The organism is Rhodococcus sp. APC 3903, from assembly GCF_030407755.1.
GTDB classification, from domain to species: Bacteria; Actinomycetota; Actinomycetes; order Mycobacteriales; family Mycobacteriaceae; genus Rhodococcus_F; species Rhodococcus_F erythropolis.
On record NZ_JASDCV010000023.1, the window covers coordinates 35301 to 46535 of the forward strand.

The 11235-nt window shown below is 63.6% G+C and carries 10 protein-coding genes; 4 read left to right on the top strand and 6 right to left on the bottom strand.

Annotated features, from left to right (window positions below; genetic code table 11):
* Positions 1-21: 21 nt before the first annotated feature.
* On the bottom strand, positions 22-1485 hold the full coding sequence (locus QMA15_RS26400; RefSeq protein ID WP_020906320.1) for a trehalose-6-phosphate synthase: 1464 nt from the start codon (positions 1483-1485) through the stop codon (positions 22-24).
* Positions 1486-1588: 103 nt separating this feature from the next.
* Complete coding sequence (locus QMA15_RS26405; RefSeq protein WP_020968508.1) at positions 1589-1762, bottom strand: hypothetical protein; 174 nt, start codon at positions 1760-1762, stop codon at positions 1589-1591.
* A 156-nt stretch (positions 1763-1918) separates the two neighbouring features.
* Between QMA15_RS26405 and QMA15_RS26410 the strand changes: the two genes are divergently transcribed.
* Positions 1919-3673, top strand: coding sequence for an ABC transporter ATP-binding protein (locus QMA15_RS26410; protein ID WP_020968509.1), 1755 nt, complete (start codon positions 1919-1921; stop codon positions 3671-3673).
* A gap of 23 nt (positions 3674-3696) precedes the next feature.
* Entirely contained in the window at positions 3697-5472 is a 1776-nt protein-coding gene (locus QMA15_RS26415; RefSeq protein ID WP_283567220.1) for an ABC transporter ATP-binding protein, read from the top strand.
* Positions 5473-5516: 44 nt separating this feature from the next.
* Here QMA15_RS26415 and QMA15_RS26420 read toward each other — a convergent pair whose 3' ends face one another.
* A complete protein-coding gene (locus tag QMA15_RS26420) occupies positions 5517-6452 on the bottom strand; it encodes a methionyl-tRNA formyltransferase (RefSeq protein WP_020906323.1) in 936 nt (311 codons plus the stop codon).
* A gap of 110 nt (positions 6453-6562) precedes the next feature.
* Between QMA15_RS26420 and QMA15_RS26425 the strand changes: the two genes are divergently transcribed.
* Positions 6563-7366, top strand: coding sequence for an alpha/beta hydrolase (locus QMA15_RS26425; RefSeq protein ID WP_020906324.1), 804 nt, complete (start codon positions 6563-6565; stop codon positions 7364-7366).
* 59 nt (positions 7367-7425) lie between these two features.
* Here the strand turns inward: QMA15_RS26425 and QMA15_RS26430 are convergent, their stop codons facing one another.
* From QMA15_RS26430 to QMA15_RS26440, 3 genes are all read right to left on the bottom strand, one after another.
* Entirely contained in the window at positions 7426-7695 is a 270-nt protein-coding gene (locus QMA15_RS26430; RefSeq protein WP_007734349.1) for a metal-sensitive transcriptional regulator, read from the bottom strand.
* Positions 7696-7785: 90 nt separating this feature from the next.
* Positions 7786-8196, bottom strand: a complete 411-nt coding sequence (locus tag QMA15_RS26435; RefSeq protein WP_020968512.1) for a DUF302 domain-containing protein — start codon at positions 8194-8196, stop codon at positions 7786-7788.
* Between the two features lie 132 nt (positions 8197-8328).
* Complete coding sequence (locus QMA15_RS26440; protein WP_290287148.1) at positions 8329-10476, bottom strand: MMPL family transporter; 2148 nt, start codon at positions 10474-10476, stop codon at positions 8329-8331.
* Between the two features lie 161 nt (positions 10477-10637).
* On the opposite strand from QMA15_RS26440, the gene QMA15_RS26445 reads away from it, so the two are divergent.
* On the top strand, positions 10638-11222 hold the full coding sequence (locus tag QMA15_RS26445; RefSeq protein WP_290287149.1) for a class I SAM-dependent methyltransferase: 585 nt from the start codon (positions 10638-10640) through the stop codon (positions 11220-11222).
* Positions 11223-11235 lie beyond the last annotated feature (13 nt).

Here is an 11235-nt window from a genome sequence, read left to right on the forward strand (position 1 = left end):
CCAGCCTTTTGTGCACTGTCCTCAGTGGTCTTGTGCTTCGGCCGGGGCGATCAGCGCCGGACCTGCGGCACCGCCGTGCGCGAGCGCGTCGAGGAACGAGCGTGCCCAGCGGTCGACGTCGTGGGTCAGGACCTGACGACGTAGCGCACGCATGTGGCGTCGGCCGTCCTCTCGCGGTTGATTGAGGGCCTTCTCCATCGAATCCTTGACGTCGTCGAGGTCGTGGGGATTGCACAGGAAAGCCTGGCGGAGTTCTGCTGCAGCGCCGGTGAATTCGCTGAGCAGCAATGCGCCGCCCAGGTCACTGCGGCAGGCGACGTACTCCTTGGCGACGAGGTTCATACCGTCACGCAGCGGTGTGACCAGCATGAGGTCGGCAGCGACGAAGAACGCGACCAGTTCGTCGCGTGGAATCGGCCGATGGATGTAGTGGACGACGGGGCGACCGACTTCGCTGAACTCGCCGTTGATCCGGGAGACCTTCTGCTCGATGTCTCCGCGCATCTGTACGTAGCTTTCGACGCGTTCGCGGCTCGGGGTCGCCAACTGCACCATGACCGTGTCGGCGGGATCGATGCGCTTCTCCATGAGAAGTTCGTGGAGTGCGGCGAGCCTGACGTCGATGCCCTTGGTGTAGTCGAGGCGGTCCACGCCCAGCATGATGTGCTTGGGGTTTCCGAGTTCTTTGCGAATCTGCTTGGCGCGGTCTCGAATTGCCTTGGTGCGTGATAGCTCGTCGAGCTTGCCGGAGTCGATGGAGATGGGGAATGCGCCGACGCGGACGCTACGGAAACCTACTTGCACCACACCGAGTTTGGAGCGGACGCCGACGGTTCCGCGTGAAGTCTGCTGTCCGGCAAGGCGTCTGGCCAGATAGAGGAAGTTCTGTGCGCCACCCGGAAGGTGGAAGCCGATGAGGTCGGCGCCGAGGAGGCCTTCGACGATCTCGGTGCGCCACGGCATCTGCATGAACAGCTCGACCGGGGGAAACGGAATGTGCAGGAAGAATCCGATGGTGAGGTCGGGGCGCAGCATCCGCAGCATCTTCGGTACCAACTGCAGCTGGTAGTCCTGGATCCAGACGGTTGCGCCCTGAGCCGCTGCCTTGGAAGTGGCTTCGGCGAACCGCCGATTCACCTCGACGTAGGCGTTCCACCATTCGCGGTGGTACTCGGGTTTGACGATGACGTCGTGATAGAGCGGCCAGAGGGTGGCGTTGGAGAACCCCTCGTAGTACTCGTTGATCTCCTCGGCGCTCAGCGGCACGGGGTAGAGCTCGAGTCCGTCTTCGACGATGGGGTCGAGATCGGCGTCGGGCACGCCCGCCCAGCCCACCCACGCGCCCTGATTGCTGCGCAGGATCGGCTCGAGAGCGGTGACCAGTCCACCGGGGCTTCGCTTCCAGCGGGTGGTGCCGTCGGGAAGCCGTTCCAAGTCGACGGGCAGGCGGTTCGCTACGACGACGAACTCAGCCTGCCCGGACACGGTGTCACCGGTCGAAGAAGCAAGTGCGCTGTCAGAAAGGGTTGAACTGGTCGAATCCGGACTGACAGGCACGTGGTTCCTTCTCGGTCGGTGAGGGAAAGATTCAGTCGAGCTTGGCGGCGGGAGAGATACCGAGCATCGAGAGCAGCATCCTGCACTCGTCGGCATCCTCCGCGTATGCAGCGACAACGTGCTGCGCCATGCGCGCTGTTTCCTCGGCGACGGTCTCGATTTCCTCGTCCGCGATCTCGGTTTCGACGGTCGTGTTCTCAGCCATCATGTTCCTCTCGTGCTTGCCTGCACGGCGCAAGCAATGTTTCTTACTCGCGACTCTATGAGAACTGGGCGTGTCGACGCTAGTTGCTCATGTATTAGGGTCGACTTACTTATCTCTGTACTCAACTTTATCGCTTCCACCGATGCTTGGAGTTCCATGAGTTCGACCCCCTCGAGTGTGACCGTCGACTCGGACGAGCCCGATAGTGGCAATCACAGTGGTGCTGCGATTTTGCGACGCGTCCTCGTCCGCAACCGTCGCCCGCTCGCTATCGGCACGGTTCTGGTCTGTCTGCACCAACTGACCGAGACGGCGGTGCCGATCTCCATCGGTGTGATCATCGACCGTGCCGTGGAGACTTCGGACACCACGGCCCTGATCGTCTCCATCGTCGGTCTCGCGGCTCTGTTTCTCGTTCTGACGGCCGCGTGGCGCTTCGGTGCACGCTTCATCGTCACCGCGATGCAGCAGGAGGCTCATCGCCTCCGGCTCGAGGTGGCGCACCGCGTCCTCGATCCGCGTGGGGTGCGAACCGATCTGCGTTCAGGTGAACTGCTGACTGTTTCGACATCGGACGCCGAGCAGACTTCGTGGATCGCGGACATCGTCCCGCGCGCGGCTGCGGCCCTGACGGCTGCGGTCGCGTCGGCCGTGGCGTTGGTGTGGATCGACCTCTGGCTGGGATTGGCCGTTCTGATCGGAACGCCGGTCATTCTCGGTCTGCTGCAGTTGGCGGCGCCGCTCATCACGTCGAGGGCCACCGGTCAGCAAGCGTCGATCGCGCGGGCGTCCGCGATGGCTACCGATCTGGTCAGCGGATTGCGTCCACTGCGCGGTATCGGCGGTGAGAAGACCGCGTCGGCACGTTATCGCACAGTCAGCCGTCAGGCGCTTGCGTCGACGATCGGCACGGCCAAGGCGACCGGTATCTACACCGGCGTTGCCGCGACCGTCAGTGCGTTGCTCGCAGTCGGTGTTGCGGGCTTCGCCGGATACTTCGCTTTGCAGGGCCGGATCACGGTCGGTGAACTGATCACCGTGGTGGGGCTTGCGCAGTTCATCATCGAACCGCTCGGATTGCTTGCGTCCATTCCCGGATACTTCGCGGTGGCGCGGGCGTCGTCGGATCGACTCGCATTGGTCTTGGACGCAGAGCCACTGCGGGGCGCGGGGTCGCAGACCGAACTCGAAGGCACCGACCTGACCCTCGACGGCGTCGAGTACAAGTCGCTCAAGGGCATCGACCTGCACCTGCCTGCCGGAGAACTGCTGGGCGTCGTGGCTTACCAGCCGCAGGACGCCGACGCTCTTGTCGCGGTCCTGTCCGGTCAGCTGGCGCAGGACGCGTATCGCGGAGTGGTGAGGGTTGGCGGAATCAGCCTGTCCGACATGGACTTGCGATTGGCGCGTCGGACGGTCTTGGTGGAGCCGCACATCACCGATCTGTTCTCCGGGTCCCTCGCCTCGAACGTCACTGCGGGCGCCGGTGACGCCGCTGCTCTCGACATCCAGAGCGCTCTGGCAGCGTCGGCAGCGGCGGATGTCGTCGACGCACATCCGGACGGTCTCGACCTCGAAGTGACCGATCGAGGCGCCAGTTTGTCGGGAGGTCAGCGACAACGCGTCGCCCTCGCGCGCGCCTTGGTGGCACAGGCACCCGTGATGGTCCTGCACGATCCGACTACGGCAGTGGACGCGGTGACCGAGGCGTCTATCGCCGAAGGAATCGCAGAACTGCGGCACGAGGGTGCCGGTGGCATCCACACGACGGTATTGATCACCAGCAGCCCCGCTTTGCTGGCTGTGACGGATCGAGTGATCGTCTTGAACGACGGAGTGATTGCCTCGATCGGCACACATTCCGAACTCTCTCGCGGCGACGCGAACTACCGAGGAGCGGTGCTGCGGTGACGGCCACGGACATGACTACCGATATGCCGGCCGGGGAGAACGCGGAGAAGGTGACCGAGCGCGAGCTGTTGCCGATCGCGGGTGGTCGACAGACCTGGAAGTGGTTGCGGGCAGCGCTGGCCGAACACCGGATGCAGAGCCTGTTGGTCCTGATCGTCGCGGCTTCGGCGTCGGCGATGGCCTTGGTGCCGATTTACGTATTCGGTGTCCTGGTCGACCGGGTCCGGGACAACGCGCCCACGTCGACGATCGTCGGGGTGGTCGTGATCATCGCCGCCGCCGCAATCGTGGGCGGTGTGTTCACCGGTGTGGCCGCCTATCTGATCAAGCGACTCGGCGAGACGATTCTGGCGGACCTGCGCGAGCGAACCGTGGACCGGGCACTGCGCCTCCCGATCCAGACCGTCGAGAAGGTCGGCAAGGGCGATCTGCTCTCACGAGTCGGCGACGACGTGTCGGTGATCGCCAAGGCCGTGTCCGACGTGGTTCCCGGCATGATCGCAGCAGTTCTGCTCGTGGCTCTGAGCATGGTGACCATGCTCGGACTCGACTGGCGCCTCGGCCTCGCCGGAATGGTCGCGCTGCCGATGTACGCGTTGGCGCTCAAGTGGTACCTGCCACGATCGGCTCCCATTTACGCTGCCGAGCGGGTAGCGATGGGCGCTCGTTCACAAGCGCTCATCAGCAGCCTCCAGGGTGCCAAGACGGTCCGCGCGTACAGCCTCGAGAAGGAACACCTCGGTCAGATAGATGCGGCGTCGGCAAAAGCGCGTGATCTGGCCGTCGGCGTGTTCGGCCTGTTCACGAGGTTCGCCGGTCGCGGTAACCGCGCCGAATTCGTGGGCTTGTCCATGATTCTCGTCGTCGGATTCCTGCTGGTCCGTGAGGACGTCGTGACAGTAGGCCAGACGACGACTGCTGCTCTGCTGTTCCATCGCCTGTTCAACCCGATCGGCTCGCTGCTTTACACCTTCGACGAAGTGCAGTCGGCCGGCGCCAGCCTCGCGCGACTGGTCGGCGTCGTCGAGATCGAGGAAACGGAGCCTTCGACGGATGCAGGTTCCGTTCCGGCCGACGGTTCGCTGCGTCTGGACGACATTCGGCACAGTTACGACGGTGGCCATGAGGTTCTCCACGGAGTGAGCCTCACCCTGCGAGCGGGGGAGCGCGTGGCGCTCGTCGGTTCGACCGGAGCCGGAAAAACGACGCTTGCGGCGATCGCTGCCGGTTCGATCACTCCGACGTCGGGGCGGGTGTCGATCGGTGGTGTCCCGCTTGCCGACCTCGACGACCTACGACGCCACATCGCGATCGTGAGTCAGGAGGTCCATGTTTTTGCCGGGCACCTGATCGAGGATCTGAGGTTGGCCGCGCCCGAATCCTCGGACGAGGACGTAGCCGCGGCACTGCGGACGGTCGGCGCGTACGAGTGGGTGGAGGCTCTCGACGAGGGAATGCTGACCGTCGTGGGCGAAGGCGGGCACGAGATGACGGCGGCACAGGCGCAGCAGTTGGCTTTGGCGCGACTGGTGTTGGCCGACCCGGCCGTCGCGGTACTGGACGAAGCAACAGCGGAGGCGGGCAGCGCCGGAGCACGGGAACTGGAAGCGACTGCCGACGCCGCTACGGAGGGCCGCACCACTCTGGTTGTCGCACACCGGCTTACACAGGCTGCGGGCGCCGACCGAGTGATCGTGCTCGAACACGGACAGATCGTAGAAGAAGGCCCGCACCGCGAACTGGTGTCCGCGGGCGGGCGTTACGCACAACTGTGGGCGGCCTGGGAAGGTCGCGACTGAGGGGTTTGTACTGGGGTTTGTACTGAGGGGGTCTGGTCAGACGATCAGGTGAGGTACCCGCCGCCGTGGGGGAAGAACTCGGCGGCGGTGTACTCGCTGCCGTCGTCGAGTCGGACGCGCTCGATCCGCAGTCCCTTGTTCTTGCCCGACCATGCGTCGGGGCCCGCGACGATCACCATGCCGTCATCTTCTTGAATGAACACTCGGCCGGGGGTTCCTCCGTAGTGCCCGCGTGAGACGGACGCCTTCAGGATGCGGATGCGCCGGCCCTTGAACTCCGCGAAAGCGTTGGGGTACGGATCGGACTGTGCCCGGACGAAACGCTCGATGACCTCGGCCGGCCAGGACCAGTCGACGTGGCTGTCCTGTGGTGCACGCTTGTGGAAGAACGTGGCCTGCGATCGGTCCTGCGGCGTCCAGTCGGTCCGCCCGGACGCGATCAGATCCAGGGCGTCGAGTGTGATGGGGCCGATCATGTCGATCGTGCGGTGGAACAGATCGGTGACGGTGTCGGTCGGGCCGACCGTCGTCGAACGCTGCAGCACGATGTCGCCCGCATCGAGTTCCTCGTCCATCAGGTGCGCCGTGAGGCCGACTTCTTCTTCGCCGTTGATCAGAGCCCAGATGAGCGGGGAGAATCCCGTGTACTTGGGTAGCAGCGAATCGTGGATGTTGAGGGTGCCGTACTTAGGTGCGTCGAAGACCTCCGCCGGCAGCCAGGTACGCCAGTTGTTGGCGACGATGATGTCGGGAGCTGCTTCGGCCAGCGCGGCTTTGAAGGCGTCGTCAGGCTTGTTCGCCACGTGAACGGGTACACCGTTCTCGGCCGCCAGATCTGCAACCGAGTCCGCCCACATCTGTTCGTAGACGTGCTCACTCTTCGGGTGTGTGATTGCCAGCACGACCTCGTGATCGGAGTCGATCAAGGCCTGCAGGGTACGGTGGCCCCAGGTTTGGTATCCGAGCGTAGCGACTCTCAACGGGGGTCCTCCTGGACGAGCATGGGCTGGGGTTGCGGTCACACGACCGCCCATCAGCTTAGGCTATCCAACCAAAATTGTTGATCACACGTACGAGGAGGAAGGCTGACATGACGGTCGCCACAATCAACGGAATCCCCATCAATTACCAGGTCAAGGGTGATGGAGATCTGGTGGTGCTCATCATGGGGACCGGCAGCCCCGGCCGCGTCTGGGATCTGCACCAGACCCCGGCGCTGGTGGCCGCCGGCTACCGAGTCTGCACCTTCGACAACCGCGGAATCGCACCGTCCGGCGAGAGCCTCGGCGGCATCACGATGCCCGACATGGTTGCGGACACCGCCGGACTGATCGAGCACCTCGGTGGCGGCCCCGCCCATGTCATCGGAACCTCGATGGGCGCGCGGGTGGCGCAGGAACTGACGCTCGCCAGGCCCGATCTGGTTCGCAAAGCAGTGTTCCTCGCCGGCCACGCCCGGATGGATCATTTCCAGCAGGTCCTGACCGAGGGTGAGCGCCAGTTGTTCGACAGTGGCGTCGCTCTGCCGGCCAAATACCGTGCCGCAGTGACCGCGGTGATGAACCTTTCGCCGGCCACGCTGGCAGACGATCACTCCGCGCGCGACTGGATGGATATCTTCGAGTTCACCGGCGGCGCAACGTCACCGGGTGTTCGCGCGCAGCTCGGTATGGACCGCGCCTTCGATCGACGGGGCGCGTACAAGTCGATCATGCGCCCCTGCCTGTCCGTCGCTTTCGCCGACGACCGCATGATCCCGCCCTACCTCTCCCGCGAGGTGGCGGACTGCATCGCGACGGCGTCGTTCGAAGAGATTCCCGACGCCGGACACTACGGGTACCTCGAGCGTCCGGAGGCCGTGAACAAGGTGCTGATCGACTTCCTGGCGAAGTAGTTTTCCGCATGCGAGAAAGGGCCTGACCTGCTGACTGCAGGTCAGGCCCTTCTCATGTTTCAGGCCAGTGCCAGGAACAGCTTCTCGAGTTCGGCCTCGGTCATCGGTTCCTGACCTTCCGCGCTGTCACCGCTCAGGCATTCACGCAGCCCGGAAGCGACGATCTTGAACCCTGCTCGGTCCAGCGCCTTCGACACGGCTGCGAGCTGCGTCACGACGTCCTTGCAGTCGCGGCCGTTCTCGATCATCGAGATGACCCCGGCAAGTTGGCCGTGGGCACGCCGCAGTCTGTTCAGTACGAGCGCAATGCTCTCTTCGTCGCCGGTCATGGTGGCCCCTTCTCGAGTGTTCGTGCTGCGACCGAGGGTACCCCTGGGGGCATGTCACTGCTTGATTCAGTGTTTGATCCGGCTGCGGTGTCAGATCAACGAGTCGACGGCTGCCCGCAACTTGACGGCGGCGTCGGCCGCCACGGACTCCAGGCCTGGTTCGCCGGAAACCTGAACCATGAGAGCGGGATTCATCGCTTCGACGAAGAACGAATTCTCGGTAGTCGTATCTTCGCGGACGACAACGTTGCACGGCAGCAGGAGGCCGATCTGACGATCCACCGAAACTGCCCGATGGGCCAACGGCGGGTTACAGGCACCCAGGATCAGGTACTTTTCCATGTCCTCGTCCAGCTTCGCCTTGAGTGTCGCCTGCATGTCGATCTCGGTCAGGATGCCGAAGCCCTGCTCGGCGAGAGCAGCACGAGTTCGGGTGACGACGTCGTCGAAAGTTCCGGTGACCTTGGTTGCGATCGCTATCGGTTCTGTGGGTGTTGTCATTGCCCGCTCCTTGTCGTTGGCTGCGATGTCGTCGGCTTCGGTGCCATTGGCTTCGATGTCGTTGGCTTCGATTTCTCTTGTCTCCATCATACCCCTGGGGGTATCAAGAAGACAGTGATGTCGGGTACACGGTCAGCCATGCGAGAAGCTGATGTTCGGCAGGACGCGTAGTAACCATGCCGGCGCCCACCAGGCTGCCCGGCCGCTGAGGCGCAGGAGAACGGGCAGCAGCACCAAGCGGACGAGCACTGCGTCCAGGAGGACAGCTACACCGAGAATGATGCCCATTTCCTTGGGTGGCAAGGGATCTGCGAGCGCAAAAGTGAAGAAGACCGCAACCATCACCGCTGCTGCCGCCGCAATGACCCGACCCGAATGTGCGAGGCCGTCGATGTGTGCGGTCTCGGGGTCACCTGTGCGTTCGTAGTGCTCCTTGGCGCTCGAGAGCAGGAACACGGTGTAGTCCATCGCGATGGCAAAGATCATGGCGAAGAAGAAGACCGGACCCCACCCGTTGAGAAACCCCTGGGGATCGAAGCCGAGCAGGCCTGCTCCGTGGCCGTCCTGGAAAATCAACTTCGCGATTCCGAATGCGGCCCCAGTGGACAGCAGGCTGACCAGCGTGCCGATCAAGGCGATCAAAGGTGCCTGGAGGGCGATCAGCAGCAACAGGAATCCGAGCGTCAGAATCACGACCACCACGAAGGGAAGGTAGTCGTCGAGCGCCTTCTGAAGGTCGAGATTTTCAGCCGGAGCGCCGCCGACGAGCGCCGATTCCGGCAGTTGCGACCGAAGGTCGGCAAGGATGGTTTCCATCGCAGGATCTGACGGGTCGACGGTGGGAACTGCTTGCAGCATAACCAGATCGGATCCGTCGCCCGCTTGTTGCGCTGGCGTGACCATGGCCACGCCATCCACGCTCATGGCAAGACGCGAGGTGTCGGCTGCATCGTCGGCGGACGTGACGATCTGCAGCATTCCGGGAGCGCCGTCACCGAACTGCTGCTGTACCAGTTCATAACCCTGCCGAATCGGGGCGTCCTCGGGAACCACGGCGATGGAGGGCATTGCAACCTTCAGGCCGAACACCGGAACAACGAGAGCGATAAGGACGATCAATGCGCCGATGCCGAAAGGCCACGGGTGCTTGTGCAGCAGGGATGCCCAAGCTGCGAACATCGGGGAGCGGTGCTGCTGGCGCTTTGCATACGGTAGTGAACCGCCGTTGACCTTGGCGCCGATCCGGCCGAGCACGGCAGGTAGCAGGGTGAGTGTTGCGGCGAGAACGAAGATCACAGCGAGCATGATTCCGACAGCCATCGTGCGTACGGCCGGGGCTGGAACGATGAGCACCGCAGACAAACTGACCAGAACTGTGAGGCCGGAGAGGACAACAGCTTTGCCGGCGGTGTCCATCGTTTGAGCCACGGCGGCCCGCGGATCCGGATCGGTTCGCAGTGCTTCCCGGAACCTGGCGACGAGGAAGAGTGCGTAGTCGATGCCGAGTGCGAGAGCGAACATCATCGCGAAGTTCATGGCCCACACGGAAATCGGCGTGATCTCGTTGAGGATCACAAGCCCGCCCGCCGAGGCGACCAGACCTGCGAGTGTCAGAAGCAGTGGGAGTCCTGCGGCAACCAGGGAGCCGAAGGCCAACACCATGATCGCGAGAGTGACGGGCCACGACATCATTTCGGCCTTGATCATCGCTTCGTGATTGGCCTTGTTGAAATCGCTCCACAAAGCCGACGCGCCGGTGGGGTACACCTCGATGGTGTCCGTGGACAATGCAGTGAGTTCCTTGCCGAGTTCGTCTACCGCACTGACCATCTCGTCGGTACTTGCGTTGGCGCCCGCGATCATGATGCCGGTATGTCCGTCCGGGCTGATGGTCATGCCGGTCTGCGGGGCGACCACTTCGCCGAAACGAGGGTCCGCGGAAAAGATTTCCGTTGCCGCCGCCAGCGTTTGCTGCATCGACGGATCGGTGATGGGCACAGAATCCGAGTGAACGACCACCTGCACTGCAGCGGAAGAGTTTCCACCGAAATGCTGCTCGGCCAACTCGCGAACCTGCACTGATTCGGATCCGTTTGCCTGCCAACCTGCGCCGGCCAGGGAGGTGAAGACGCTGGGTGCTGCGGCGCCGAGTGCGACCAATGCGATCAACCAGACGCCGATGACGAGGCGGGTGTGCGCCGCCATCGATCGACCGAGGCGCGCGAGTATGCCGTCGGATTGGGCGGGTGGGTCCGCGGTGACTGTTCTGGTCGCTGGCATCTTCGCTCCTGATACGGGTGGGGGTATTCCTAACCGTCACCTGTATACCCCTAGGGGTATCCGTCTGTCACATTCGAGGGTTCTCTATGCTGCTCGTTGCACCGTCTGATCGGAGACAGTGAAACTAACCGCGGTGAAACGAACCACGAGGAGCAGTGATCATGGACGCACACGACTGGGACGAGCGATACCGAGCGGTGACGGAGCCGTGGGGAATCGACCCGGCGGGAACCGTCGCAACACGAATTGCCGGCCTGAAGCCGGGCACTGCGATCGATCTGGCCGGCGGCGACGGCCGTCACGCGCGGTGGATGGCCGGGCAAGGGTGGTCGGTGACTGCCGTCGACTACTCGTCGGTGGCGATCGATCTGGCACGGGCGAGTGACTTGGACAAGGCTGTCGACTGGCAGATCGGCGACGCGACTACGTGGCAACCGGAAGGGGTAGTCGACCTGGTGTTGGTCAGCTTTCTTCACCTCGAGGTCGACGAGCTGGCCGACACGCTCAAACGCGTCGGGGAGTGGCTGACGCCAGGCGGGCGCGTCCTCTATTTGGGGCATTCGATCGAGAACTTCCACCGTGGTGTGGGCGGCCCACCCGAACCGACCATTCTGCCCGGTATTTCCGATCTCGCTCGCGCCGCGGAGGGATCGAGGGTCTACGCCCTCGAACATGTCGTTCGGCCGCAGGACGGTAAGACGGCAATCGACGTTTTGCTCGAATTCGGTCCGTGGGAACAGGTCTGACCAGGGCGGGAGC

Excerpts from the sequence above, each read along its gene's own strand:
- QMA15_RS26405 (WP_020968508.1), bottom strand. The coding sequence starts at position 1,762 with ATGGCTGAGAACACGACCGTCGAAACCGAGATCGCGGACGAGGAAATC.
- QMA15_RS26415 (WP_283567220.1), top strand. The coding sequence starts at position 3,697 with ATGCCGGCCGGGGAGAACGCGGAGAAGGTGACCGAGCGCGAGCTGTTG.
- QMA15_RS26430 (WP_007734349.1), bottom strand. The coding sequence starts at position 7,695 with ATGACCGGCGACGAAGAGAGCATTGCGCTCGTACTGAACAGACTGCGG.
- QMA15_RS26425 (WP_020906324.1), top strand. The coding sequence starts at position 6,563 with ATGACGGTCGCCACAATCAACGGAATCCCCATCAATTACCAGGTCAAG.
- QMA15_RS26410 (WP_020968509.1), top strand. The coding sequence starts at position 1,919 with ATGAGTTCGACCCCCTCGAGTGTGACCGTCGACTCGGACGAGCCCGAT.
- QMA15_RS26445 (WP_290287149.1), top strand. The coding sequence starts at position 10,638 with ATGGACGCACACGACTGGGACGAGCGATACCGAGCGGTGACGGAGCCG.
- QMA15_RS26440 (WP_290287148.1), bottom strand. The coding sequence starts at position 10,476 with ATGCCAGCGACCAGAACAGTCACCGCGGACCCACCCGCCCAATCCGAC.
- QMA15_RS26435 (WP_020968512.1), bottom strand. The coding sequence starts at position 8,196 with ATGACAACACCCACAGAACCGATAGCGATCGCAACCAAGGTCACCGGA.